We start from the raw sequence: 25,562 nt of genomic DNA, 5'->3' as shown, positions 1-25,562 counted from the left end.
TGCGTATTTTTAAAAAAATCGGTCGTTCTTTTTAGTTTACCTGATCTGACCAGATAACTAACTGCAAGGACAATCAGCATAATTATTTAACAATACCTGCAAAACGTTGATAGAAAACCGTTGGGCTGTTCTCATTTTTAGGAGCATATTTTCCGGCTATAATTGGAATATAGATAACCCTTCTTCTGCTTTCTTCGCCACGGATAGAGGATTCTGCCACTCTATGCCACAAACGGCCATCGTGAATGGTTAAATCTCCGGCTTCCGGAGTGATCGAAACTTCCTCCGGATCGGCTTTGTTATCTAAAAAGTATTTTTTACGAAAAAGCATTTGATAAATACTTTGCTTGTGCGTACCCGGAATGATTTTAAGGCCGCCGTTTTCGGGTTTTAAAGTGCTTAAGTGAATACCCACATTGAGCATCGGGTTTAATTTTGCACCGTAAAAAATATCTCTCAAACCATCTGTATGCCAGCCCATTTTAGTAAACTTACTTTCCGGCCCGTTGATATAATGATTGAAAACCATTCCGTCTTTTTCTTCAGTACCCAATCTTGAACCATCTCCTGCCAATGGTAATAAACTATTAAATCTTGGATCAAGCAGAAGACCGCTTAAGGTTTGATGATGCTGATTGATAAAAGCAAAACGTTGTACGATTGGAGAGCCATCCAAATCTTTTCCATATTTAATTGGAACACCATTTACTTTTTGAAGGTCATTGTCAATCCAATTTTGCTCCACTTGTTTGGAGGCATCAATGATGGAGGAAACCGTTTCCGGATTTATAAATTTTTTGAAATGGATAAAGCCATGTTGGTTAAAAAAGTCAATTTGCTCAGCAGTTAATTGCTCAGTAAGGGTAAACGTTTTATAAGAAGATACCATGATAAATAGATTTAATAAATGAAATAATAGTGTTTGAAATTTTATCTAAAGTGATTAGCAACAGCAACAACAACAGCAACACATTCGCATGTTTGCGGTCATTCGGCTTTTAGAAAAATTAAACATATTTCTTTTATTAGACATACTCTATGGAATTAGTAGACATTTATGCAAATGTAATATAATTTCTTATTTGCAAAGAATTTTTTTTATTTTTTTTTTGAAAAAATTAAATTTTATAAATCCCGGCTGCCGTTTTTTCGATAAAAGCCTTTGGCAGTATACGGTTAGCATAAACCGAAATGACATTTGTAAAACCCGGAATAACTTCTGATTTTTTGCTGAACATGGCTTTTACGGCAATTTTTGCCACTTCATCAGGCTGCATATTAAACTTTTCAGCCATTTTGTTAAAAGGGTTTAAACCAGCTCTTGCGGCAAAACCTGTATCAACCGGACCCGGACTAAAACAGGTGACTGAAATGGAAGTCTGCGCAAGTTCGAAACGCAAAGCACGGGTAAACGATAAAACAAAAGCCTTTGTAGCCGAATAAACAGCCAGCGTAGGTACAGCCTGGTAGGCAGCTGTACTTGATATATTTAAAATGTAGGCTTGTTTTTCCTGTGAAAGTATCGGTATTAATAGATGTGATAGTTCTACCACTACATTCATGTTCAGCTGCATCATGCCTAGCTGATCAGTTAGAGCAGACTGACTAAAATCGCCCCACACCCCATAACCGGCATTGTTAACTAAAACCCCAACCGGATAGTTATTCGTTTTTATCCAGTCGGTTACTTTTTGCGATGCACCTTCTATCGAAAGATCAATCGATAAAACAGCAGTATTGATACCATATTTAACCTGAAGATCAGCAGATAGTGCTTTTAATTCGGCGTCACTTCTGGCAACAAGCAATAACGGATATCCCTGTTTCGCCAATTCATAAGCAACAGCTTTACCAATGCCTTTGCTGGCGCCGGTTATTAGGGCATACGGTTTCGTTGTTTCGCTCATTTTACTATTTTAATCATCAAATATAAAAATTACTTATAAACTTTTGGGTGCGCAACGTATCTAATGGTTACCGCTGCCTCCCTGCCCTGCCGGACTTCTTACAGCCCGAATCCTTCAAGCAGGCAGGTTGTTCTCCTAAGTAATTATCCAACCCTAATTACTTATTTTATAATATCTTATAAATCCCGACAGGACTACCAAATTGTTATTCTCTCATTCTTCGGCAAAAACATTTTATCTCCGGGTTTTACATTAAATGCTTCGTAAAAAGGGGTTGTATTCATTAAAGGGCCATTAACACGCCAGCTTGGCGGAGAATGCGGATTATTGTTAATCCACAAACGCAGAAACTCGTCTTTCATTTTTACTCTCCATATTTTGGCTATAGAAATAAAAAAGCGCTGATCAGGAGTAAAACCGTCAATTTTGGTATTCCCCTGTCCTTGTTTAGTCATTTTAAAAGCATCGTAGGCAACTGCTATTCCGGCAATATCGGCCGTATTTTCGCCAACTGTCATTGCACCATTAATGTGCAGGTCACCTAAAACGGTATAGGTATTATACAAATTAATAACCTGTTGTATCCTGGACTTAAACTTGGCATAATCCTCTTTTGTCCACCAGTTTTTTAAGTTGCCATCCTTATCATATTGGGCACCCTGATCATCAAACGTATGGGTTATTTCGTGGCCTATAACCATTCCAATACCTCCATAGTTCAGCGCATCATCTGCATTATTATCAAAATATGGGGGTTGTAAAATACCTGCAGGAAAAACAATTTCGTTTGCAGTAGGGTTATTATATGCCGTAACTGTCGGAGGGGTAGTAAACCATTCTGATTTATCGACCCGTTTGCCCAATTTTGCCAATTGAAGTTGATAAGCAGCTGTAGCGGCCGAAACCATATTCTCAAAATAGGTGTTCCTGGCTATCTGTACCTTGCTATAGTCTTTCCATTTATCGGGATATCCTATTTTCTTAGTCATGGCTGCCAATTTTTCTTTGGCTTTTTGCTTCGTAACGGGACTCATCCATTCCAATTTATCAATTCTTTTTGCGTACGCTTTTTGCAGGTTATTCACGAGCACCAGCATGCGTTTTTTTGCATCTTCTGAAAAATATTTCTTTACATACAATTGACCCAGCGCTTCGCCCAGGTAATTGTCAAGGACATTAGCCATTTTTTCGCCGCGTGATTTTTGAACAGCCTGACCGGAAAGCACTTTGGTATACTCAAAAGAGGCATCCGCAAAAGGTTTACTCAAATCATCTGCATATCTTTCCAGAGAATTTGCTTTCAGGTAAATTTTCCAATTAGTAACGGGGATGGTTTTTAAGAGCTTATTAAGCGCATCATAATAGGAAGGCTGGCCTACATTAATAGAATCGGTTTGAGCTCCTAACCCATGTAAAAAAGCACTCCAGTTGAGGTTTGGATGTCTTTTGGCCAGATCTGTCACCGCCATTTTATTATAATTTGCCTGCACATCCCGAAGTTCAACTTTTGTTTTATGCGATACGGCGAGTTGTTTGTCAATATCGTAAACGAGATTCGCATTCTTTTTAGCCTCCTCAGCATTACTGCCTGTTTGCTGAAATAATGTAGTAAGGTATTTTTTGTATGCCTTCTGTATGGCAACAGTTGATGAATCTGATTTGAAATAATAATCCCTGTCAGGCAAACCGATACCGGCCTGATAGATTTGGGCAATGTTCATAATGCTGTTTTTTTCATCAGGTGATACTCCAAAAGCAATAATGGAAGAATTGCCTACTTTGGCTTCATTAACTACCAAGTTCATTAAGGACGTCAGATCGCTAATTGCTTCAATTTTAGCAAGCAGGGGTTTGACAGGTTCATAACCACGCTTGTCAATGGTTACCGTATCCATACCTGATGCGTAAAAGTCTCCTACCTTTTGTGCTATACTTCCTGCCGGATTCTTGCTTTTCGAAATACTGTCCAATATTCCCTGCAGACGCATTCGCTGTGGGTAATTCATAAACATATAGGCACCAACTCCGGCCTGAGATGCAGGTATTGATACAGAATCGTACCATTTGCCATTTACATATTTAAAAAAATCATTACCGGGCCGCAATGTGGAATCTATTCCGGTGATAGCAATATTTTTTTTCTCCTGATGTTTTGAACATGCCGTAAAAGCGAAGCATGCAATGAAGAGTAGTAATGAATTTTTCATAATCTAAATGAATTTCTATAAAAATGAACTTAAAAACGTTTGAAAGCAGCTATTTTGAATGTCTATACCCTGAATAGTTAATTTTAGCAGAACAATATACGAATTCAGTTTTTAATTCTAAAGTTTTTATCAGAGTTACCTGTTACAAAAGTCAGAATTATGAGCAGGTATTTCCTAAAACAAAAGCGGCACCTGCTATAGGAATCATAGTATATTCTTTTTGTATATTTAAATGGCAGCACTATACCGTTGCCGAAATCTAAAGTGCCATATTTTACGTCCTTAATGGTATGAATGTATTTTAAATCACTAATTTCTTTGATTGCAAAGTTGACAGATTATCTTATCCTTTGTGAAGTCCAGGGTTGTTTAAATATTTGTCTACCTTAGCGAATGTAAAGAAACCTTAGCAGTACTTTTACATATTGTTCTATGAAAGCACTTTTAAAACAAAATATCGCTAAACATATTTCTCTTTCAGAAAATGAAACAGAAGCGTTTTTGAATTTATTTAAGCAAAAGTTAATCCCCAAAAAAAACTTTTTACTCCGAGAAGGAGAGATTTGTAAATTTGAAGGTTTTGTTGTCAAAGGGCTTTTGCGGGTTTATCATATTGACAAAAATGGTTTTGAACAGATACTTTATTTTGCGATTGAAAATTGGTGGATTACTGATATCGACAGCTTTACTACCCAAACCCCATCACAGCTTTTTATTGAAGCTCTTGAAGACAGTGAAATACTTTTAATTTCCCAAAAAGATAAAGAATTTGCCTATGCTAATTTACCTAAAATTGAAAAATTATTTAGGGTGATGACGCAAAAAACACACGTCGCACTTCAGCGGAGAATGATCGATAATCTGAGCAAAACAGCTGAGGTACGTTATATCGAATTTTCAGAAAAATATCCGGAGCTTTTTCAGCGGCTTTCCAATATTCAAATAGCGGCTTATTTGGGTATTACAAATGTTTTCCTAAGTAATATTCGAAAGAAAATTATCTCACGAAAATAAGATTTTCCTTTATTTATTAAACTAGTTTAATGTTTTGATATTGCATATCGTTTCATCTTTGCTCTCTGTTAATTTTAAAAACAGACAAATGAAGCAGATTATCGCAACAGTATTTATAACAATTTTAATCTTATTTAATATGGAAGCACAAGCACAGATTTTCAAAACGATCGAAACTAAAAATTTGAAACTTCAGGTTTACAATGCGTCAGAAAATAGTTTTGGCGTAGCATCGGTAATTGTATCAGGAAAAACAGATGCAGTTTTGATTGATACTCAATTTACTTTGGCGGATGCCGAAAAAGTAGCACAGGATATTAAAGCCAGCGGCAAAAATTTAACTGCCATTTACGTTTCTCACGGTGATCCTGATTTTTACTTCGGACTGGAAGTATTCAAAAAATATTTCCCGGAAGTTACTGCTTATGCTTCCCCTGCAACAGTAGAACATATTAAAGCAACAGCACAAAAGAAACTGGAAGTCTGGGGCGAAAGATTAGGCAAAAATATCACATCAAATGCTATTTTACCACAAGTATTAAAAGGAAACAGTATTGAATTGGAAGGTGAAAAATTAGAAATTATCGGTTTGGAAGAATTCCCGAATAAAACTTTTGTATGGATCCCTTCCATCAGGGCAGTTGTGGGCGGAATCAATATTTTTGGAACGACGTTTCACCTTTGGATGGCGGATGCACAAACGCCTGAAGCCCGCAAAAGCTGGATTGCTGTTTTAGATAAAATCTCGGCTTTGAAACCTGAAATTTTAATTCCGGCTCACGCCAATTCAAATTCTCCGTTTGATATCACTGCTGTAAATCACACTAAAAGTTACATTCAATTCTACGAAGAAGCGTTGAAAACCAATAAAACATCAGAAGCCTTAATTGCAACTTTGAAAGCAAAATATCCAACACTTACTTTTGAAACCGCCTTAATGATTGGGGCAAAAGTGAATACCGGAGAGATGAAATGGTAAAAGCAATCCTTTACAGCCTGATGGTACTCTTTGTATTGTCAGGCTGTTCTTTAAATAAAAAAGCAATGACAAATCTCGAAATAGTTAAAAGTACTTACGAAGGAAAGACTTCCGAAGAAAATGGTCAAAATCTCGCTAAATATGTTGCGGAAGATATTTCGTGGACAGAAGCAAAAGGTTTTCCGTATGCAGGAACTTATATTGGTTTAGAAAATATAACCAAAAATGTTTTTAGCCGATTAGGAAGCGAATGGATTGATTACAAATTTACTCCCGAAAATTACGTTGCCGGCGATGATAAAGTAGTCGCTTACGGAACGTACACGGGAACTTATAAAATTACAGGTAAATCATTCACCGCCAGAGTAGCCCACGTCTGGAAATTGAAAGACAGTAAGATTATCAGTTTTGAACAGTTTGTAGATAGCCAGTCTGTAAATGATGCTGTGAAATAAAGTCCTTTTTTTACCTAATACACAAAAATTAATAGCCTGTATTAGCCGATATGCAGACGTCAACAAAAATGACTGACAATCCTTAATTGTTTATCCAAATTAGAAAACAAAGGAACAAAACAAACTCTATTTAAGTTTTAAATATAAAAACCGTTGATGATGTCAACGGTTTTTTTGAACGTGGTTTTTTATTTTAAATGTGCTTTAAAAAAAACATCTAATTTATCAAAAGGAATCACATCTTCTTTGTCATACAAATCGACGTGAACTGCATTTGGGATAATTATTAATTCTTTTGGTTCATTTGCCACTTTAAAAATATCTTCACTGAAATATCTTGAGTGCGCATTTTCTCCTGCGATTAAAAGCATTGGTCTTGGTGAAATCTCTTTTACATAAGTAAGTATTGGCATATTCATAAAAGAGATCGGATTGGTTACCAGCCAGGCTCCGTTTGAGTTCACAGAATTAACCTGAAAGCCACGCGAAGTTCTGTAATAATCAAAATATTCTTTTACAAATTGCGGTTCATCGCCTTTCAGTTTTTCCGGCAAATTTCTTGGACCATCTGCCGGTTTTCCGTTTTCGGCATCCTTCCAGCGCTGCTCACCCAAAGCTTCCAGTGTTTTGGTTCTTTGCTCTAATGTTACGGAATCATTATATCCTTTTGATATTACCCGGGTCATATCGTATAAACTTGTCGCAGCAACGGCTTTTACCCGCTTATCAATAGCAGTTGCATTTAAAGCAAAACCGCCAAAACCACAAATCCCGATGATACCAATCTTATTTCTATCTGCCTTTTTTTGTAATCCTAAAAAATCAACCGCGGCACTAAAGTCTTCTGTATTGATTTCCGGAGAGGCCAGGTTTCTTGGCTCGCCCCCGCTTTCTCCTGTATAAGATGGGTCGAAAGCCAAGGCTATAAAACCGCGTTCTGCCATTTGATTGGCATATAATCCGGACGATTGTTGTTTCACCGCTCCAAACGGTCCGCTGATTGCCAATGCAGACAATTTTTCGTTTCCTGCATTTTTCGGAAGGTATAAATCACCACTTAAAGTAATGCCGTAACGGTTTTTGAAACTCACTTTTTGACGGGTTACTTTATCACTAAGCTGAAATGTATAATGTTCTTTTGATGTATTCATTTTTTCTAAATTTGATTGTACTTTTTGTGCAGATAACTGCCCTGTTATCAGGAATACTATTGCGATTGCGAATGTTTTTTTCATTTTATTTTGAATTGTTTTCAATTTTATATTTTCCATAATGATTTGATTTTAATTGTTTCCAAATTTCACAACTGCGTTTCAATTTCATAATTATCCTTTTTAAGATTGAACATTTTTAATGAATTTGGCAGGAATTCCACCAAAAATGGTATTATCAGGAACATCTTTAGAAACTACTGCTCCTGCTGCGACAACTGCATTTTCTCCGATTATTACGCCGGGTAAAATCGTAGCATTGGCACCAATCCATGCATTTTTTTTGATGAGAATTGGTTTAGCCGTCAGTCCTTTTCTTTCGAGTGGATTTAATGGATGATTTTCGGTAATGAGGCTGACCTTCGGGCCAATTAAAACATCGTCTTCAATGGTAATTCCGCCCAATGCCAAAAAGGTGCAGTCAAAATTGATGAATACGTTCTTACCAATTGTAATGTGTTTTCCGCAATTGATATAAAGAGGTGTAAATACGGCAACATCCTGAAGTTCTTTATCTAAGATTCTGTTTAGTATCTCAGTAATTCCTTCAGGATCTACAGCATTGTTCATTTGAATTAGTAAAGCTCTTACAGCGAATGCCTCCTCTCTCAACCTGCCCATTTGCGAATCGTTGGGAAGTATCGTTTCACCTGCTAAAAGCCGCTCAAAAATATCTTTTTGAACTGGTAAGGCATCGGAAATATGGTTTGAATCTGACATACTATTTGAATTAAATAATCAGATACAAAGGTAAGACCGCCTGTAAGCAAGGCAGTAACGATTATCAAACCAAAGATTAAGAAATTCAAACTTCTGCTAAGCGAAATGCGGATGGATTGGTGCCCGTATTTTTTTTGAAGAAATTATTAAAGTAAGTTGGATAATCAAACCCAAGTGCATATCCGATTTCAGAAACACTCCAGTCAGTATGGAGCAGGAGCGCTTTGGCTTCTGTTATAATCCGCTCGGTAATATGGGTCGTTGTCGATTTTCCGGTTACTTCTTTTACGGCCCGATTCAGGTAGTTGACATGCACATTGAGATGTTGTGCATAATGTTGTGCCGTTCTTAACTGAAGTGGATTCGAAGTCGTTTCAATTGGAAATTGTCTTTCCAGTAATTCCAAAAATACAGAAGACAATCTCGAAGATGCATTCTTATTTTGTTCGAAATTTTCAGAAGGTTCCATCTTTAAAGATTCGTGTATAATAAGACTGATGTAATTGCGAATCAGCTCATCCTTAAAAACATAATCACTTTCCTGTTCCGTAATCATTTTATGAAAAATAGTATTTAGAAAACCTCTTTGTTCTTCTGTTATTTTCAAAACTGGTGTTCCTCCAATTTTAAAAAAAGACGATTGCTGCAGACTTTCAGAACGCTCGGAATTTTTAAAAAACTCTTCCGAAAATAAAATCGTATAACCAATATAAGTCGTGGATATTGTTTCCCATGAATATGGAATGTGCGGATTTCCAAAAAAGAGAATTGTACCCTCCTGCTCGTAGGTTTTATCAGAATAATGAATCTTACTTTTCCCTGTAGTCAGACAGATTTTATAAAACTCTTTTCTGCTGTAAGTTCTCGTTTCAGCACCATCATCTTCTATCTGAAATGCTTTAAAACCCTGCAGTTTCAGTTCCTTATTAAACCTGGAAATTTCTCTTATGATCTTCTCTTTCATTATGCAAAGTTAAGAAATTCAAACTTGCTCAAAACACTTTAATCGTAATTCTTACTCTTCTTCAAAGCAAATAATTAAATGATTCAGAAGAAAATGAAAAACATAAATGATCAAAAAGTAAGCTAATTTAAAATTATCATTAGAAAATGAACGCTGTTCATTTTTTATACATATATTTGCAGCATGAGTACCGCAGAAAGAAAAGCACGTGAAAAAGAAGCCTTAAAAATGCTGATCCTAAAAGGGGCCAAAAAGCTCTTCTTGGAGAGAGGCATTGAACAGACTACTATTCGAAATATCGCTGATGAGATTGACTACAGCGTTGGAACGGTGTATGTTTACTTTAAAGATAAAAATGCTATTCTTCACGACCTCCACTCTATTGGTTTTCAGGAACTAGGCAGATATTTTATCGAATTGTTGGCCATTAAGGATCCAATGGAGCGTCTTCGAAAAATGGGATTTACCTATTTGAAATTTGCGATGGAAAATTCCGAAATGTACGATCTGATGTTTATCGTTAAGGCACCAATGGAATTTATTGAAAGCACTGAAAAAGTCGCATGGAATGAAGGAATGGATACTTTTAATGCGCTAAAGAAAACTGTCGAAGAATGTATGAATGAAGGGCATTTTGAAGGAAATTCATTAGAAGCTTTATCTTTTATGATTTGGAGTTTAGTACACGGTATGTGCTGTCTGGAAATACGCCAGAGAACTAAAGGTGTAAAATTTTCGAATCCGGATACGATCCTTTCTGAGGGATACAACGAATATTTAAAAATAATAAAGAAACTTTAAACTTTTTTTTGACCAAAAAAATGAACGATGTTCAATTTAAAAACAATGTACAATAAAATGAAAAAAGCAATTACATTTACCATTCTTTGTTTTGGATTTATAGGATATTCCCAAAGCAAACTCGATCATTACATCCAGATTGGATTAAAGAGCAACGAGGTAATCAAACAGCATAACTTCGACATCAACAAAAGTATGTACGCCCTGCAGGAGGCCCGTTCCCTGTTCTACCCTACCGTTTCTTTGAATGCCAATTATACTAAGGCCGATGGCGGAAGAACAATTGATATTCCAATTGGAGATATGCTGAATCCTGTATACAGCACACTCAATCAAATAACCAATTCGAATGCTTTCCCTTCGCTGCAGAACCAGTCGGTCCTGATCAATCCCGATAATTTCTATGATGCTAAAATTCACACCACAATGCCATTGCTGAACTATGAAATTATCTATAACAAGAGGATCAAAAGCCAGCAGACTTCTTTACAAAAAACAGAGCTTGAAATCTATCAGAGAGAGCTGGTCAAAGAAATAAAAACGGCATACTATAAATACCTGCAGTCAATGGAAGGAATTAATATTTATCAGGATGCCTTAACACTGGTAAAAGAAAATCAAAGGGTTAATCAGTCCTTATTTAAAAATGACAAGATAAACCGTACGGCAGTCCTTAGAAGTGATAATGAAGTAATTCGTATCGAGGCAAATCTGGAAACAGCAAAACAAGTCAGCCAAAATGCGAAAACATATTTTAATTTTCTAATTAATCAAAAGCTTGACAGCGAAATTGAGGTTGATTCGGACAAAGAAAGCCTTCCCAGTGCACTGGTGCAGGAAAATACCGCCGGCAGAGAAGAACTTTCAAAACTTACCATGGCTAAAGATATAAATGAAAATGTAAGTAAGCTCACCCAATCGTATTGGTATCCAAAATTGAGTGGTTTTGCGGATTTCGGATTTCAGGACTTTGATTTCGAAGTAAATAAACAATCCCGATACTATTTTGCCGGTGCCGCTTTAGAATGGACTATTTTCTCAGGCAACAAAAACAAATACAGACTTAAACAGGTTCAGGAAGAAAGTAATATAATAAGTTCACAGACTGATAATGTAAAACAGCAGCTGCTGCTCCAGTTTCAGGTCACCCGAAATAATTTGATAGCTGCTTTGGAACAATTCAATGCCGATAAAAATCAAAAAGCAGCGGCCAAAAAATACAATGAGGACATAACCAAACTATATAAAGAAGGACAAGCCATCTACATTGAACTTCTGGATGCGCAGAATCAATGGGTTAACGCACAGCTCAATACTAATATATCTCTTTATAATTCCTGGATTGCCTATGCAGAATTAGAAAGAGCCAACGCCACTTTTACTTTAAAATAATCCAAAAACAACACTTATGAAATCTAAGATTATTGCATCCTTTGGCCTTTCAGGCCCGGATCACGAATACAAAAAAAAACATTTTTTTACGCTTGTGAGTAAAAAATCAATAGCAATATGCCTTTTTGCCTTTCCTCTTTTTTATGCCTGTAAAGAAGAAAAAAAAGAGCATAACCAGTTTGAAACTGCAGATGTGGTATCCATTAAAACGGCACCAGCAGGATCTTTAGCGCTTACCAGTAATATCAGTGCTTCCGGTTTAGTCACAACCGAAAATGCTGCTCATTACAGCTTTAAAATCGGCGGTATCGTAAAACACATTTATGTAGAAGAAGGGCATTTTTTTAAAAAAGGACAGCTTTTAGCCGCATTGGATGAAACCGAAATCAGCGCGGGTTTGAACCAGACCGATTTAAATGTAAAAAAATACGAGAGGGATTATACCCGCGCCAAAAATCTCTACCAGGACAGCGTATATACATTAGAACAGCTTCAAAATACCAAAACAGGTCTTGACATTGCCAGAAAACAAAAAGATGCCATTGCTTTTAATGCCCGTTATGCCAAAATATATGCGGCGGCAGATGGTTTTGTATCTCAAAAAATAGCAAGCGAGGGCGAAGTTACAGGTCCCGGTTCTCCTGTTTTGGCCATAAATGAAACATCCCACAACAATAATTACCTGTTAAAAATCGGACTGACGGATAAAGAATGGGCATCGGTCAAAATCGGCCAGAAAGCATCCGTTACTCTCGATGGTTATCCTGATAAAAACTTTGAGGCCGTGGTTTTTAGAAAATCGCAGTCTGCAGATGCGGCCCTGGGGTCCTTTCAGGTGGAATTAAAATTGGACATGAAAAACAGTAAACCTGCGGTGGGTATGTTTGGCAAAGCCGAAATACGTGCCAATACTGCACAGGATGTAATCACGATCCCGTACGATGCACTTATTGAAGCAGACGGTAATAAAGCTTTTGTTTTTTTAGTTGAAAATAACAAAGTGAGAAGACAGCCTGTGACCATTTACAAATTTGAAAACAAAATCGTGTACATCAAGGACGGCCTTGAAAAAACAGATCAGATCGTGATCTCGAACAGCGCCTATCTAAACGAAGAATCAAAGATAAAGATCATTAAATAATAAGCACCATGAAGATTACAAACTTTGCCGTTAAAAACTATCAGTTCACGCTGATTATATTTCTTCTCGTGTCTGTCGTAGGGTATCTGACCCTCTTTTCAATGCCGCGATCAGAAGATCCTTCTACTCATCCGCCTCAATACCTGATTACGGTTATTTATCCCGGAACCAGTCCTAAGGATATGGAAGAACAGGTAGTAAAACCTATTGAAAATAAGATTTACGGACTTGAGAATATTGATAAAATCCTTACTACTGTCGAAGACGGCGTGGCAGCCTTTCAGGTAAAATTTAAATATGGGGTTGATGTAGATAATAAGTACCAGGAAATTTCTACGGAAATGAATGCGCTTCAAAACAGTGAACTTCCCAAAGACATTTACCTGATAAAAACCGAGAAAATTGCTTCTTCAGATGTAAAAATTCTTCAGGTGGCCTTGATTTCAGAAAATGCTTCAGATAAAAAACTCCGTGATGCGGCAGATGAACTGAAGACAAGGCTTGAAAAAATTACTAACCTTAAAGACGTAAAATATGCCGGGATTCCTGAGCAGGAAATTAGAATTGACCTGCAGCTGGATAAACTTGCACAGTTAAGAATTCCCTTAAATGTTGTCATGGGAAGCCTTCAGAGTGAAGCTGCCGATATTCCCGGAGGAAGCATCAATCTTGACAGTAAGGTATTTAATGTAAAGACGAGCGGTAAATTTAAAAATGCCGATGATGTTGCCAATACCGTTATATACAATGCAAACGGTAAAATAATTTACATGAAGGATGTAGCCGAAGTAGGTTACAAATCCGAAACAATAAATCATATTACCCGCATAAATGGTCATCGCTGTGTTTTAGTTACCGTAGGGATGAAAGACAACGTAAACATAACTGATGTTCAAAAGCAATTTTTACCAATAGTAGAAGAATTTTCTAAAGACCTGCCTCAAAACATAAAGCTGGTTAAAAACTTTGACCAGGCCAATATGGTATCGCAGCGTCTCGGACATTTAGGCTTTGATTTCACCCTTGCTATTGTTCTGGTAATTATTACGCTTTTACCATTAGGATCAAGAGCTTCCATAATTGTAATGATATCCATACCGCTCTCACTGGCTTTAGGGCTTATTGTCATGAATGCCTTCGGTTATTCCTTAAATCAGTTAAGCATTGTAGGTTTGGTGGTGGCTTTAGGACTTCTGGTAGATGACAGTATTGTGGTCGTCGAAAACATCGAACGCTGGCTTCGTGAAGGTCATTCTAAAATGGATGCCGTTCTAAAAGGAACCAGACAAATTGGACTTGCTGTTGTAGGCTGTACAGCCACTCTTGTGATTGCTTTTTTACCGCTGGCCTTTCTTCCTGATGTTTCAGGTGAATTTATAAGAAGTCTTCCTATGGCAATCATTACAAGTGTACTGGCGTCAATGATCGTAGCAATGACCCTGGTTCCGTTTCTGGGAAGCCGGTTTTTAAAAACGCACGAACATGGTGAAGGAAATGTTTTTCTTCAGTACCTGCAAAAATTCCTGACACGATCTTACAGCAGGATTATGCCTAAGGCATTGCAATTCCCAAAAACAACAATTGCTATATCCATAGCACTGAGCATAACCGCTTTTGGACTTTTTAAGGCTACCGGATTTAAGCTGTTCCCAACTTCAGAGAAACCAATGTTTCTTATTAATATAAAAATGCCGCTTCAGGCCAATCTGACAGAAAGCGACAGGGTGACAAAACTGGTCGAAGCCGAACTGAAAAACCATAAAGAAATTGTATTTTATACGGCCAATGTCGGTAAGGGAAACCCGCAGATTTATTATAACGTACACCCGCAGGACAGAAAACCTGATTTTGCACAGATTTTTGTACAGTTGGAAGATGAGGCAAAACCTACCGAAAAAACAGCTTTGATTGACAAACTGCGTGAAAAATTCAAAACAATGCCCTATGCTAAAATCGAAGTCAAAGATTTTGAACAGGGAACGCCTCTGGAGGCTAATATTGTAGTGAGACTCTTTGGAGAAGATCCCGCTGTGCTGCGCAAGCTTTCTTCTCAGGTAGAAACTATTTTACGTAATCAGAAAGGAACGGTTTATATCAACAATGAACTAAATACTTACAAAACCGATGTCAAAGTAAAAATTAATAAGGAAAAGGCAAGAACATTAGGCGTGATGACAAGTGAGGCAGATAAAGTAGTACGTCTTGCTGTAGCGGGATTAACCGTTGGAGACTACATCGATGACAGAGGTGATGCCAGAAATGTTACGCTCACACTCCCTCGGGATAAATTTTCTAATCTGGATGCTTTAAAAAATCTGTATGTAAATAATATTCAGGGGACCCCAATTGCATTGAACCAAATTGCAGAGATTTCTTTTGAAACTTCGCCAACAGCAATTAATCATTTCAATAAATCGCGTTTTGCCAAGGTTACAGCCTTATCAGACAAAGGTTATTATGCTAATGATTTATTAACAGAGATCATCCCCAAACTGGATAAACTGAAAATGCCAAAAGGGTATTATTATAAATTATCAGGTGAAAAAGAATCCGAAGGAGATGCACTGGGAGGGAATTTCCTTTCGGTAATTATTCTAAGTACATTCCTTTTCATTGCTGTACTGCTGCTGCAATTCAAAACATTCAAAGGAATCATCATTGTATTATCCATTATTCCGTTGGGAATTCTGGGAGGAGTTGTATTATTACTTATTAACGGAAGTCCTATGTCACTGGTAGCTATTATCGGTTTTATTGGTCTGTCGGGCATTCAGGTTAAAAATTCGCTGTTGCTGGTAGATTTTACCAACCAGCTCAGACAGGAAGGATACTCCATAGATGAAGCAATTGCGATTGCCGGCGAAACCCGATTTTTACCTGTAGTACTGACTTCCGTAACGGCAATCTGTGGTCTTATTCCCCTTGCGCTGAACTCGAATCCTTTAATTGCACCGCTGGCCATTGTGCTTATCGGCGGACTGATAAGCTCTACCATTCTGTCCAGAATTGTAACTCCTGTCATGTACAAACTGATGCCTCCAGGTATCGAAATTGAGACTAAAGAAACCGTCTAATTAAATTCAGGAAGCCCAATTCTAATTTGAAACTGAAATCAATACCTTAAAAAATGAGAGCTCCTTTTAGATCAATCCACAACAGGACATTTAAACCAAATTTCCGGTGTCATGCAGCGGCAAACCCTGCCTCGAGCAAGCCAGTCTCTTCAAGTCTTTCATAAAATGTATAGGAATTTGTCCCTTTGAGGTCACCAATAAAAAAGCTCCGAATCAATGATTCGGAGCTTTTTTATGCTTTTCTTTTACTACTTAACCAGTATATAAAATCAGTTTGAATGTCCCTTAAACGAGCCCTTCCTTGGTGGAATGTATTAAAGAAAGCTTTGTACTTTATTTTGATTCTTCCACAATTTTCCAGTTATCAAAGCTGCAGTCGTACTGATATCCCAGCTCGCACATTTCTCCGATCCATTCCCTTAAAGTTTCGTGCATCATTTTCATTGCCGTGGTCCTGCCTGATACTACAAAAAGGCTTTTATCATGCGAAGCCGTTCCATGATTGACGATGTAACCCAGTTTTTGAATTTTCCCTTCCAGTTTTTCGGATTTCTCCAAAGTATCCGTATAAAAGAAATAATCAATTTTTAATTCATCTTCCTCTTCCACCCCACCATCACGCAGTTGTACAAGTGATTCTATTGAAAGCCGAAATTGTTTATCCTGATTGGCAATAAAATCATTTTCAGAAACAAAGCGCTTCTTTTTTTTAGGCTTTAAAAAACTTAAGATTTCCATTTTTAGTTGGTTGTTGTAGTTTACAATTATACATTTTAAACAAAAATAGGTAAATATCGAATCCGATAATCCTCACTGTTACAAACTTAACATAGCACTTCAGCTCATGCCGCGTGCAGGAAGCAGGAAGTCCGTTATGTCTTTTTATTTACGATTTGATAAAGATAGAGGGTGTTTTTACTTTCTTTTAATAACACAGAATTAATAGGTAAAACTCAGGTTTATCCAAAACAGATTTGGCATAGCAACAAAAAGCCCCTGCTTTCGCAAGGGCCACGTCTTATTTCTTACCTTTTTTTGACTTAGATTTTTTCGCTTTCTTTTTTGCCTTCTTTTTTGCAATTTTATTCGCCTTGGCTTTATTTTTCGCTTTTTGGGCTCTGTCTTTCTTTTTTGCCTTTGCTTTTAATTTTGCCTTTTTATCTTTCTTGTTCTTTTTAGCTTTTTCCTTTTTCTTTCCGGACTGCTTCTTCTCTTTTTCTTTTTCCTTCATCGTATTGATTTTAAGTTTATTCTTTTCTGATTTTCCTTTTTCTTCAGAAATTTCTTTTGATGGTTCTTCGGTGTTAATTTTTAAATCTTCAGCTACAGTATCTTTAACTTCTGTTTCCTTAATTTCTGCGGGCAGGATTTCAGAAACAGCAGGAGTCTGCACTACCTTATTGCTATTGTTATGGTCTTGCTGATCATGCAATCTTTCCTCCCGGTTGTTTTTGCTCATTGCTAGTTCTATTAATTCAAAATGATCCTGCACGCACAAATTCAACAAACATTTAACTAAAAGATTAATTTATTGTTACCAAATTGTAAACAAATGTAATAGTAAAATATAGTTTCCAATGTTAAGCTTTCAGGACACTGCATTGGGTACGCCACAGCACAGCTTTTCCCATGAACTAAATTCACTTTCCTTAAAAAAATAAATAAAAACTTACAATTAATATAAAAGAATTTACCACAATACATTTCTTTACTGACTAATACCGGATGCAAATTCCCTGATACTCAATAAGAATGCAGTCATAAATGTTTCAAAGTCTTCAGGGCCCGCACTTATTATAAGTAGAAAGTACTATTAGCCCCACTGTTAAGTTTTCTCTTTCTGATGTTAAATATGAGTAAATCCGGCGCAGACTCTAACTTGTTTATCTATATTTGTAACAGACATCAGGGCAATTTATGCTGTCATTTTTTTAACTGATAAAATTTTTCAGATTTATTGCCGAAGATTAAAAAAAATGTTGTTAATTTATATCATTGTTTTCCGAATGTCGAAAGACGGTATAATAACTAATAGCCCCAAACTATGAAAAAAATTACTCTAATGATTTGCCTGCTGCTTACAGCTGCCGGCGCAAGTGCACAGCAGGAAAAAGGAATTATAGGATACAGCAACTGGCTGGATAACTGGACAGAATTTAAACCTCAGAAGTCCGATTCCAAAGATGCTAATCAGATTTTAGCCGGAAATATTACTGAAAACACAAAACTGCTGAAAAGAAATGTATATATCCTTCAGGGAAATGTATATGTAACTAATAATGCAGTGCTCACTATCGAGCCTGGTACGGTAATTATTGGAGATGCTGTTTCAAAAGGTACTCTTGTGATCACAAAAGGAGCCCAGATTATGGCAGCAGGAATGGAAACTGACCCTATTATTTTCACCTCAAACCAAAGCATGAAAAAAGCAGGCGACTGGGGAGGCGTAGTAATTCTTGGTGATGCTCCGATCAATAAATTTGGCAGTGCCGGTTCTTACAGTATGGATCTTGATCCTTCACTTACTGTATATGGAGGGAACAACCCCGCTTCAAATTCAGGAGTATTAAAATATGTACGAATTGAATTTGCAGGTAAAAAAGTAAAAGGAATGGATGCTTTTAACGGATTGACTGTTGCAGGAGTGGGTAATAAAACCGTTTTAGAGAATATCATGGTAAGTTACTCCGGCGGTGATTCATTTGCTTTCTACGGAGGCGATGTGAGCACAGCTCAATTGGTATCTTATAAATCTATTAATGATGATTTTAAATTTACACAGGGAATCCAATGCAGATTGTTTAATTCATTGGCTGTGAGATCCTCTTATTTATCAAGCAATAAAGACGGATCCAGATGTCTGGAAGTAAAAAGCTATGAAAAGAAAAACGAAACTGACTTCACCAAAAAAGCCACATTCGTTAGTGCTTCAAATATGACAATGCTAAACGACAGCGAAAATATTACAGCAGACATTCAGGCAGGTTTGATTAAAGAAGCGGTTTATGTTGCTGAAAATGCCTCTTTGGAATTAAAAAGAAGCGTAGTTTCAGGTTTTAATCCTGCGGTACTTATAGACAGCAAAACTGAAATCAATGACGCTAACCTAAAGAAAATCAAATTTGAAGAGATGTTCTTTAATCAATGCAGCGGCAATATCTTTACAGAAAACAATTCTAACAATACAGATTTAGAAAACTGGTACGGTAACAGCATGTTTTTTAATGTGTATTCCCACACAGACAACAAAGAAACTTTCGTTGACCTGAATAATGCAAAAAGACCGGATTACAGACTTCAGTTAGGAAAAATTACGGCTTCAAGCGGTAAATAGATCCCGGTTTCACATAAAAACTAATAATAAAGGAAACAGCATTTCGGTGCTGTTTCCTTTTTTTATGCAGCATTCTTTTTAAAATCCGGTCTGCTGTGTGAATGGAAGGTAAAGTATTTTCAAAAACGGAACTATCATTAATTGTACGCTCCAAATGGGATCGGTACAGATCATCTGATATAAAAAATCGGAACAGGATTACTCCTGCCCCGATTTCATTCATGTTTTTCAATTTACTTAGTATTTGGGCATTACTGAAAAAATTTCAATCCCTGCCTGATTAACTAAGCTATAGTGTATTTTTTTTCTGTAACAGTAGTGGTCGTTTCAGTGGTTACACTGTCTACAAATCGCCATTCCGCTTCAGAACCGGATGCTGTAAATTTAAGATACGTATAGCCTCGTTTATACAAATTAGCATATTCTAAATCATCGATCAGTACCGTAAATGCCTGTGCTAATTCTACCGCTTTTGCCGGGTCTGCCGTAATGCCCAGATAGGCTTCCAGTCCAGGTGATGAAACAGAACTGCAGGCTATTTCAGTCCCTATAAATTTTCCCTGCATATCAGTAAGTTTACCCATCCAGGCATTATGCGTATCTCCTGCCAAAACCACCACATTTTTTCCGGAAAGCATTGCATACAATTGTTCCCTTTCTGCAAAATAACCATCCCAGGCATCCAGATTATACGGCAAGGTTGTCGTAACTCTCGCAATTTCCTGAGGCGTTAAGGAAGGATCATTTTGCTGATGTCTCATTTTAATCACCACAAGCTGAGAGATGGCACCAGTAAGCGCCTGCATGGTGGCCGGCTGTGCACTCCCATAATAGTCCACTTCTGCCAGAACCTGGTTCAAAAGCAACAGCAGCTCGGCAGGAATCAGCATTTTTGTCATCAGGATCTGCTGGCCCAATACTTTCCATTTGGCAGTATCTGCACTGATCTGTGATCCCAGCCAGGTCATTTGTTCGCTTCCGATTAATTTTCTGCTGGTGCTTAACAGATCCGTTCTGAATTTTGTCTGGTCAAAATTTCCGGCATTATCAATATAATCCGCATAGCTCATCTGCTTATCCCTTGCAATTACTCTGGTATCCATCATATAAAGCGAAAGAATGTTACCAAAATTAAAACTTCTGTAAACTCTAAGATCCTTTCCTGTTTTAAGCGGAATATATTCGCTGTAGGCCTGAAAAGCAGCCATTTTTCGCATCTGAAAATCTCCTTCGGACGGCTGGTGGTTTTCTGCACCGGATTTATAAGTGTCGTTGGCAAACTCATGGTCATCCCAGACACATATAAAAGGTTTTTTCTGATGAAGAAGCTGAAGATTTTTATCTCCTCTGTATTGTCGGTATCGCTCTCTGTAATCACTCAGGCTGATAATCTCCCTGGCGGGTTTATGTTCCCTACCCAGCGGGTTGGTAAAAGGATTGGTGCCGTACTGTCCCGGTGCATATTCGTAAATATAATCGCCAAGATGCACCACTACATCGGCATCGGAAGCAGCAATCGCTCCATACACATTAAAAAGACCTGCCGGAAAATTAGAACAGGAAACAACGGCCATTTTTACCTCATTTACCACATCTGTCTTAGACGGCAGCGTGCGTGTTTCTCCGGTAACAGTGACCTGTTTGGTTTTGGCATTGTAAAATCTGTAATAATATTTGGTATTCGACGCAATATTCTGAACATCTACCGCTATGGTAAAATCATTCGCAGATGATGCTCCCGCCTGCCCTTTTCTTATCACTTCAGAAAATCCGGCATCCTTACTGATCTCCCAGGTAATTTCGGCATCTGAGCCTGCCGAATATCGTGTCCAGATAATCACTCCGGTTTCCGTCGGGTCAAAACTGGCTACTCCGGTCTCAAACCCTTCATTTTTCAGTCCGTCGGGCGCACCGCTGTTATCCGGTTTATCATCGTCACTGCAGCTTTCAATAAGGGGTGCGATGAATATTCCTCCGGCAGCCAGTAATGAATTTCTAAGAAACCTTCTTCTGCCTAAATCATTGTTATTTTCCATAAAAAAATTTTTATACCAAAAAAACAACTTAATCTTATCACTCAGGTTACGGCATTTTTACTATTATATTTTGTTAATATTAACAATCTATTTACTATAATAAATTAGTATCAGTTTACGATCTTTAAACGTACTTTAAGAGAAAAACAACAACTGAAAAGGCAATGATCCGGAGGGCGCTAAAAAGGAATAGCCGATTTTCGTAATGAAAACCGGCTATCTTTACATCGTTTTTATGCTATCGTATTTTAAAGTTGTGATCCCGAATATTTTAGGCCGTTACAGGAGCCATCTGATCCCTGTTCCTGATTTTCTCCACTCCCCTTTCTCTGATAATTTCTGCGGCATCGAGCATTTTAATGACATGTATATAGCATATCGTCAGGTCAGCGTCAGCATCTTCGGCTTGCGGAGACAAGGACAGGCGGACGATCTCCCGTAGAAAGAATTCAAATTCTTCAGCCGTTTTTTCCTCAAATGCTTTTTGAAATACCCTAAAAGGATTCTCGTATTCTTCCTTCGTCAGGGAAGAAACGTAAAACGCTTCAGGGAAATGTTGGGCATCAAACAAGAAGCCTTGGCTTTTGATCTCGGAAATGACTGGAATCAGAAGAAAATCTCGATGCTGGAGCAAAAAGAGGTTATTGAAAACGATATACTGGATCAAATCTCACACGCCTTAAAAATTCCTGTGGAAGCGTTTCAGAACTTTGATGAAGAGCAGGCGATAAATATTATTGCTAACACTTTTCATGAAGGAGCAATAGCAGTTGGTAACAATTCTGGACATGTCAGTTCTACTATTAATCCGATTGATAAAATTGTACAAATACATGAAGAAAAGATTGCATTATACGAGCGTATGCTGAAAGAGAAAGATGAAATGATGGTGAAGCTTGAAAAATTGATTAATAGATAATTATTTATAGAAGATGTATTAATTCTATAAAGAGACTTTAGAGTCTCTTTTTTTGTTTTAGAAAATTATTTTACAGTTGCTAAATCAGGAAACATTTGCATAGCTATGGTATAGCTTGGTTGTATATTTATGATAATGTAACTCTTTTACTCTACTATTTCCCAAACTAAAAAATTGCGATCAATAAAATCTTTTTAAAAACAGGTATTTATACTTATCTAGAGTTTCTATATAGTTGTATTTTTGAGATGTAAAAATCTAAATTTCAAGATTATTAAAAAATAATATTTTTTATGATTACGGTTTTACGTAATAGAGAAAAATACTATTTAAATATATTTGTTTAAACACAATTATTAACTAACTACATGAAGTATGCTATTTTCAGAATATCAAAACCAAGCTAAAAATACTATCCAAGATTATGTGAAAGGAAAAGAAGTTAATAATATAGTCCCCTTTTTGGGACTTATAGGTGAAGCTGGATCTGTTATTACAGAATTGAAAAAGAACTTAAGAGATGGGAATGCATATATAAACTATACAAATAAGCTAAAAGAAGAACTGGGCGACGTTCTTTGGTATATATCTACAATAGCTACTGAAAATAATCTAAATCTAGAAGAAGTAGCTAAAGACAATCTAAAAAAAATTAAAGACCGTTTTGATTCGGAGCAACCAGAAAACTTTATCGTTTATGATGAAAAATACCCTAAATCAGAACAATTTCCGAGAGAATTTGAAGTAGAGTTTAAGATTGTTAATGAAGCAGGAAAGGAAAAAGTAAGGATCATTAATAATACTACTAAAAAGCAACTAGGAGATGATATTACAGATAATTCTCACAAGAAAGACGAATACCGATTTCACGATATATTTCATCTAGGTTATGTTGCCTATCTAGGATGGTCACCTGTGATAAGAAAATTAATGGAAATAAAAAGAAAAAGTGATAATGCTACAGATGAGGTAGAAGATGGTGCTAGAGCAGCTATCACAGAGGAATTGGTTAGCTTATATATTTATAATTACGCTGTAGATCATCAGTTGTTTAAATATAGTAACAATGTAGATACTGAAGTTTTAAAAACAATTAAAAAGCTAGTTAGCGGTATTGAAGTAGAAAACTGTACACAAAAACAGTGGGAAACAGCAATTATAAATTCTTATAAGGTTTTTGATGAATTGAAAAATAATAAAGGAGGTCGAGTTCTAGTCAGCATTAAAAATAAAAAGCTAACTTATTTAGGTAAAAACTAATGTTCGAATTAAAAATTAATAATGATAGAAAAAAAAAATAATTCTAAAAATGTCTCATTCTTAATAAAAAAAATAGAGCCTAAACCCAGTGTTGTATACAATACTTATTGGGAATTCATCTCAAAGAGACAAGATATTTTTTTTAAGCGAATTAATAATACCGAATATCCTTGGTCAAATGATGATATTCTCAACAATTACAAATTTACTAATGTATATCGTGCTACTGATAGAGTAAGTCAATATTTGATACGAGATATTATATACAACGGTAGCCAGGAACCCGATGAATTATTTTTTCGTATTATTTTATTCAAAATTTTTAATAGAATTTCCACATGGGAATTTCTTCAAGAAGAGTTAGGAGAAATCTCATTTAAAAATTTTTCCTACAAGGCATATGATAAATTACTGCTAGAAGTACTGAAAAATAAAGAACCTATATATTCTCCTGCTTACATAATGGCATCAGGAAAATCTGTTTTTGGAAAAGAAAGAAAGCATCAAAATCATTTATTACTAATAGAAAAGATGATAAATGATAAACTTCCTCATAAACTTCAACAATGTAAATCTATGAAAGACGTATATGAGCTATTATTATCTTATCCTACTGTAGGTGAGTTTTTAGCCTATCAGTATACTATTGATCTCAATTATAGTAATCTCATTAATTTTAGTGAAATGGAATTTGTAAAAGCTGGACCAGGAGCAAAAGATGGTATTACCAAATGCTTTATAAGTCTTGGCGATTATAATTATGAAGATATTATAAAAATGATGGCAGACAATCAAGAAATAGAATTTGAAAGATTAGGAGTAAAGTTTCAGAATTTAGGAGGCCGAAATCTGCAATTAATTGATTGTCAAAATGTTTTTTGTGAAGTAGATAAATATTCTAGAGTGTTTCATCCTGAAATAGTGGGAGTTTCAAATCGAACACGTATAAAACAGAAATTTAAAATAGAGAAGAAAGAACAAATTATTTATTTCTTCCCTCCAAAATGGAAGATTAACAATCTAATTTAAAGTCTTATAAACTATGAGTACATCAAAAAATGTTTTTATAAGTCATCATCATAAAGATGATGATTCTGTTACAAATTTTACAAAGTTATTGGCTGGTAAAGAATATGGTATTAGAAATAGTTCTATAAGAGCTAATCCCAAAAATCAAGATAGGTTAGATAAAAAACAAATTCCTGAACAGACTTTGAAACGACTTTTGACAATGAAAATGCGTTGGGCAGGAACAGTTGTTGTATTAATTGGTTCACAGACTCATTCGAGAGAATGGGTGAATTGGGAAATTGAACAAGCTGCTAAACTAGGAAAAAGAATTGTTGGTGTATTCATGCATGGGGGTAAAGATTCAGATATCCCTGAAAATCTGGAAAAATTTGGTGACGGTCTAGTTGGCTGGAATTCTGAAAAAATAATTGATGCTTTAGAAGGCAAAGATGTTGGGTGGTGTAGTTCAAATGGATCTCCTAGAACACCCGTGAATAATGTTAAAAGAATTGGTTGTCAATAATGAGTATTTATGCATACAAAATTACTCGTGATTATGGTTTTGCTCCAAATCCATTCGGAGAGTATTGTACATTAGCTTGTTGTAAACCTCATATAAGAAAAAAAGCAATTGTCGGAGATTGGATTATTGGAACAGGAGCTGTTGAAAATAAATTGCTAAATCATTTGATTTTTCTAATGAAAGTAACTGAAAAATTAACTTTTCAAGAATATTGGGAAGATGAAAGATTCAGTTATAAAAAGCCTGTTTTGAATGGCAGCTTAAAACAAATACATGGAGATAATATTTATCACAATGAAAATGATGAGTGGATTCAGTTAGATTCTCATCATAGTTTATATGATGGAAAAATCAATGAAGGGAACCTTAAACAAGATCTAAGCGGTGAATATGTTTTAATATCTAATTACTTTTTATATCTGGGGATGAATGCATGGAAAGTTCCAGATAAATATCTGGAGATTTGTCCTGGAACTCGTCACAGAGATTATATAACAATTAGAAATGAGCCATTAGCAGAAGATCTGATTAAGATGATAACAATTAAATACGATTTAGGAATAAATGGCACACCAATTCATTGGAAAGACTATCAACAGACAAAATTATTTTAG

At 36.3% G+C, this 25,562-nt stretch carries 24 protein-coding genes; 13 read left to right on the top strand and 11 right to left on the bottom strand.

All coding sequences use genetic code 11. From position 1 onward, the window contains the following. Positions 1–82 precede the first annotated feature (82 nt). From LPB89_RS07465 to LPB89_RS07455, 3 genes are all read right to left on the bottom strand, one after another. On the bottom strand, positions 83–889 hold the full coding sequence (locus tag LPB89_RS07465; RefSeq protein ID WP_230701142.1) for a phytanoyl-CoA dioxygenase family protein: 807 nt from the start codon (positions 887–889) through the stop codon (positions 83–85). A 229-nt stretch (positions 890–1,118) separates the two neighbouring features. Next, entirely contained in the window at positions 1,119–1,907 is a 789-nt protein-coding gene (locus LPB89_RS07460; RefSeq protein WP_230701141.1) for an SDR family oxidoreductase, read from the bottom strand. Between the two features lie 194 nt (positions 1,908–2,101). Then, on the bottom strand, positions 2,102–4,114 hold the full coding sequence (locus LPB89_RS07455) for a M13 family metallopeptidase (RefSeq protein ID WP_230701140.1): 2,013 nt from the start codon (positions 4,112–4,114) through the stop codon (positions 2,102–2,104). A gap of 432 nt (positions 4,115–4,546) precedes the next feature. Between LPB89_RS07455 and LPB89_RS07450 the strand changes: the two genes are divergently transcribed. The 3 genes from LPB89_RS07450 to LPB89_RS07440 all read left to right on the top strand — a co-directional run bounded on the left by LPB89_RS07450 (position 4,547) and on the right by LPB89_RS07440 (position 6,562). Then, positions 4,547–5,128, top strand: a complete 582-nt coding sequence (locus LPB89_RS07450; RefSeq protein ID WP_230701139.1) for a Crp/Fnr family transcriptional regulator — start codon at positions 4,547–4,549, stop codon at positions 5,126–5,128. A gap of 88 nt (positions 5,129–5,216) precedes the next feature. Then, positions 5,217–6,107, top strand: a complete 891-nt coding sequence (locus LPB89_RS07445; RefSeq protein ID WP_230701138.1) for an MBL fold metallo-hydrolase — start codon at positions 5,217–5,219, stop codon at positions 6,105–6,107. Then, complete coding sequence (locus LPB89_RS07440; RefSeq protein WP_230701137.1) at positions 6,101–6,562, top strand: nuclear transport factor 2 family protein; 462 nt, start codon at positions 6,101–6,103, stop codon at positions 6,560–6,562. The genes LPB89_RS07445 and LPB89_RS07440 overlap by 7 nt, the downstream gene beginning before the upstream one ends. A 188-nt stretch (positions 6,563–6,750) precedes the next feature. On the opposite strand, the gene LPB89_RS07435 is transcribed toward LPB89_RS07440, so the two are convergent. From LPB89_RS07435 to LPB89_RS07425, 3 genes are all read right to left on the bottom strand, one after another. Further along, positions 6,751–7,797 carry an alpha/beta hydrolase gene (locus LPB89_RS07435; RefSeq protein ID WP_230701136.1) on the bottom strand — a complete coding sequence of 349 codons (1,047 nt, stop codon included), beginning with the start codon at positions 7,795–7,797 and terminating at the stop codon, positions 6,751–6,753. A 99-nt stretch (positions 7,798–7,896) separates the two neighbouring features. Next, positions 7,897–8,493, bottom strand: coding sequence for a DapH/DapD/GlmU-related protein (locus LPB89_RS07430; RefSeq protein WP_230701135.1), 597 nt, complete (start codon positions 8,491–8,493; stop codon positions 7,897–7,899). 85 nt (positions 8,494–8,578) lie between these two features. Beyond that, on the bottom strand, positions 8,579–9,457 hold the full coding sequence (locus LPB89_RS07425; protein ID WP_230701134.1) for an AraC family transcriptional regulator: 879 nt from the start codon (positions 9,455–9,457) through the stop codon (positions 8,579–8,581). A 183-nt stretch (positions 9,458–9,640) separates the two neighbouring features. On the opposite strand from LPB89_RS07425, the gene LPB89_RS07420 reads away from it, so the two are divergent. The 4 genes from LPB89_RS07420 to LPB89_RS07405 are packed head-to-tail and all read left to right on the top strand — an operon-like array spanning position 9,641 to position 15,865. After that, a complete protein-coding gene (locus tag LPB89_RS07420) occupies positions 9,641–10,258 on the top strand; it encodes a TetR/AcrR family transcriptional regulator (RefSeq protein WP_230701133.1) in 618 nt (205 codons plus the stop codon). Between the two features lie 57 nt (positions 10,259–10,315). Continuing rightward, positions 10,316–11,650 (top strand): TolC family protein, encoded by a 1,335-nt coding sequence (locus LPB89_RS07415; protein WP_230701132.1) that lies wholly within the window; start codon positions 10,316–10,318, stop codon positions 11,648–11,650. Positions 11,651–11,666: 16 nt separating this feature from the next. Continuing rightward, complete coding sequence (locus tag LPB89_RS07410) at positions 11,667–12,791, top strand: efflux RND transporter periplasmic adaptor subunit (protein WP_230701131.1); 1,125 nt, start codon at positions 11,667–11,669, stop codon at positions 12,789–12,791. Positions 12,792–12,799: 8 nt separating this feature from the next. Continuing rightward, positions 12,800–15,865, top strand: coding sequence for an efflux RND transporter permease subunit (locus LPB89_RS07405; RefSeq protein ID WP_230701130.1), 3,066 nt, complete (start codon positions 12,800–12,802; stop codon positions 15,863–15,865). Between the two features lie 333 nt (positions 15,866–16,198). Here the strand turns inward: LPB89_RS07405 and LPB89_RS07400 are convergent, their stop codons facing one another. Continuing rightward, positions 16,199–16,603: a ribonuclease E inhibitor RraB gene (locus LPB89_RS07400; RefSeq protein ID WP_230701129.1), complete on the bottom strand. Its 405-nt coding sequence runs from the start codon at positions 16,601–16,603 to the stop codon at positions 16,199–16,201. A gap of 280 nt (positions 16,604–16,883) precedes the next feature. Beyond that, positions 16,884–17,324, bottom strand: a complete 441-nt coding sequence (locus tag LPB89_RS07395) for a hypothetical protein (RefSeq protein ID WP_230701128.1) — start codon at positions 17,322–17,324, stop codon at positions 16,884–16,886. A gap of 585 nt (positions 17,325–17,909) precedes the next feature. Between LPB89_RS07395 and LPB89_RS07390 the strand changes: the two genes are divergently transcribed. After that, positions 17,910–19,199, top strand: coding sequence for a hypothetical protein (locus LPB89_RS07390; protein ID WP_230701127.1), 1,290 nt, complete (start codon positions 17,910–17,912; stop codon positions 19,197–19,199). Here LPB89_RS07390 and LPB89_RS07385 read toward each other — a convergent pair. From LPB89_RS07385 to LPB89_RS07375, 3 genes are all read right to left on the bottom strand, one after another. Continuing rightward, positions 19,177–19,422 carry a hypothetical protein gene (locus LPB89_RS07385; RefSeq protein WP_230701126.1) on the bottom strand — a complete coding sequence of 82 codons (246 nt, stop codon included), beginning with the start codon at positions 19,420–19,422 and terminating at the stop codon, positions 19,177–19,179. The two genes, LPB89_RS07390 and LPB89_RS07385, sit on opposite strands and share 23 nt — an antisense overlap. A 61-nt stretch (positions 19,423–19,483) precedes the next feature. Then, positions 19,484–21,235 (bottom strand): alkaline phosphatase, encoded by a 1,752-nt coding sequence (locus LPB89_RS07380; RefSeq protein ID WP_230701125.1) that lies wholly within the window; start codon positions 21,233–21,235, stop codon positions 19,484–19,486. Between the two features lie 271 nt (positions 21,236–21,506). Beyond that, positions 21,507–21,806 carry a hypothetical protein gene (locus tag LPB89_RS07375; protein ID WP_230701124.1) on the bottom strand — a complete coding sequence of 100 codons (300 nt, stop codon included), beginning with the start codon at positions 21,804–21,806 and terminating at the stop codon, positions 21,507–21,509. Between LPB89_RS07375 and LPB89_RS07370 the strand changes: the two genes are divergently transcribed. The 5 genes from LPB89_RS07370 to LPB89_RS07350 all read left to right on the top strand — a co-directional run bounded on the left by LPB89_RS07370 (position 21,789) and on the right by LPB89_RS07350 (position 25,562). Next, a complete protein-coding gene (locus tag LPB89_RS07370; protein ID WP_230701123.1) occupies positions 21,789–22,154 on the top strand; it encodes an XRE family transcriptional regulator in 366 nt (121 codons plus the stop codon). The two genes, LPB89_RS07375 and LPB89_RS07370, sit on opposite strands and share 18 nt — an antisense overlap. 375 nt (positions 22,155–22,529) lie before the next feature. Further along, a complete protein-coding gene (locus LPB89_RS07365) occupies positions 22,530–23,414 on the top strand; it encodes a nucleoside triphosphate pyrophosphohydrolase family protein (protein ID WP_230701122.1) in 885 nt (294 codons plus the stop codon). Between the two features lie 21 nt (positions 23,415–23,435). Further along, on the top strand, positions 23,436–24,443 hold the full coding sequence (locus LPB89_RS07360) for a nucleotide kinase domain-containing protein (RefSeq protein WP_230701121.1): 1,008 nt from the start codon (positions 23,436–23,438) through the stop codon (positions 24,441–24,443). A gap of 13 nt (positions 24,444–24,456) precedes the next feature. Then, positions 24,457–24,948, top strand: a complete 492-nt coding sequence (locus LPB89_RS07355; RefSeq protein WP_230701120.1) for a TIR domain-containing protein — start codon at positions 24,457–24,459, stop codon at positions 24,946–24,948. Beyond that, a complete protein-coding gene (locus tag LPB89_RS07350; protein ID WP_230701119.1) occupies positions 24,948–25,562 on the top strand; it encodes a hypothetical protein in 615 nt (204 codons plus the stop codon). Before LPB89_RS07355 ends, LPB89_RS07350 begins: the two co-directional genes overlap by 1 nt.

The organism is Flavobacterium sp. ENC, from assembly GCF_020991415.1.
Lineage (GTDB): Bacteria > Bacteroidota > Bacteroidia > Flavobacteriales > Flavobacteriaceae > Flavobacterium.
This window is presented reverse-complemented; position numbering and strand designations above follow the sequence as displayed.

Excerpts from the sequence above, each read along its gene's own strand:
- LPB89_RS07385 (WP_230701126.1), bottom strand. The coding sequence starts at position 19,422 with ATGAATGAAATCGGGGCAGGAGTAATCCTGTTCCGATTTTTTATATCA.
- LPB89_RS07455 (WP_230701140.1), bottom strand. The coding sequence starts at position 4,114 with ATGAAAAATTCATTACTACTCTTCATTGCATGCTTCGCTTTTACGGCA.
- LPB89_RS07350 (WP_230701119.1), top strand. The coding sequence starts at position 24,948 with ATGAGTATTTATGCATACAAAATTACTCGTGATTATGGTTTTGCTCCA.
- LPB89_RS07440 (WP_230701137.1), top strand. The coding sequence starts at position 6,101 with ATGGTAAAAGCAATCCTTTACAGCCTGATGGTACTCTTTGTATTGTCA.
- LPB89_RS07420 (WP_230701133.1), top strand. The coding sequence starts at position 9,641 with ATGAGTACCGCAGAAAGAAAAGCACGTGAAAAAGAAGCCTTAAAAATG.
- LPB89_RS07445 (WP_230701138.1), top strand. The coding sequence starts at position 5,217 with ATGAAGCAGATTATCGCAACAGTATTTATAACAATTTTAATCTTATTT.
- LPB89_RS07390 (WP_230701127.1), top strand. The coding sequence starts at position 17,910 with ATGAAAAAAATTACTCTAATGATTTGCCTGCTGCTTACAGCTGCCGGC.
- LPB89_RS07370 (WP_230701123.1), top strand. The coding sequence starts at position 21,789 with ATGTTGGGCATCAAACAAGAAGCCTTGGCTTTTGATCTCGGAAATGAC.
- LPB89_RS07430 (WP_230701135.1), bottom strand. The coding sequence starts at position 8,493 with ATGTCAGATTCAAACCATATTTCCGATGCCTTACCAGTTCAAAAAGAT.
- LPB89_RS07360 (WP_230701121.1), top strand. The coding sequence starts at position 23,436 with ATGATAGAAAAAAAAAATAATTCTAAAAATGTCTCATTCTTAATAAAA.
- LPB89_RS07465 (WP_230701142.1), bottom strand. The coding sequence starts at position 889 with ATGGTATCTTCTTATAAAACGTTTACCCTTACTGAGCAATTAACTGCT.
- LPB89_RS07405 (WP_230701130.1), top strand. The coding sequence starts at position 12,800 with ATGAAGATTACAAACTTTGCCGTTAAAAACTATCAGTTCACGCTGATT.
- LPB89_RS07410 (WP_230701131.1), top strand. The coding sequence starts at position 11,667 with ATGAAATCTAAGATTATTGCATCCTTTGGCCTTTCAGGCCCGGATCAC.
- LPB89_RS07365 (WP_230701122.1), top strand. The coding sequence starts at position 22,530 with ATGCTATTTTCAGAATATCAAAACCAAGCTAAAAATACTATCCAAGAT.
- LPB89_RS07450 (WP_230701139.1), top strand. The coding sequence starts at position 4,547 with ATGAAAGCACTTTTAAAACAAAATATCGCTAAACATATTTCTCTTTCA.
- LPB89_RS07425 (WP_230701134.1), bottom strand. The coding sequence starts at position 9,457 with ATGAAAGAGAAGATCATAAGAGAAATTTCCAGGTTTAATAAGGAACTG.
- LPB89_RS07435 (WP_230701136.1), bottom strand. The coding sequence starts at position 7,797 with ATGAAAAAAACATTCGCAATCGCAATAGTATTCCTGATAACAGGGCAG.
- LPB89_RS07355 (WP_230701120.1), top strand. The coding sequence starts at position 24,457 with ATGAGTACATCAAAAAATGTTTTTATAAGTCATCATCATAAAGATGAT.
- LPB89_RS07415 (WP_230701132.1), top strand. The coding sequence starts at position 10,316 with ATGAAAAAAGCAATTACATTTACCATTCTTTGTTTTGGATTTATAGGA.
- LPB89_RS07380 (WP_230701125.1), bottom strand. The coding sequence starts at position 21,235 with ATGGAAAATAACAATGATTTAGGCAGAAGAAGGTTTCTTAGAAATTCA.
- LPB89_RS07395 (WP_230701128.1), bottom strand. The coding sequence starts at position 17,324 with ATGAGCAAAAACAACCGGGAGGAAAGATTGCATGATCAGCAAGACCAT.
- LPB89_RS07460 (WP_230701141.1), bottom strand. The coding sequence starts at position 1,907 with ATGAGCGAAACAACGAAACCGTATGCCCTAATAACCGGCGCCAGCAAA.
- LPB89_RS07400 (WP_230701129.1), bottom strand. The coding sequence starts at position 16,603 with ATGGAAATCTTAAGTTTTTTAAAGCCTAAAAAAAAGAAGCGCTTTGTT.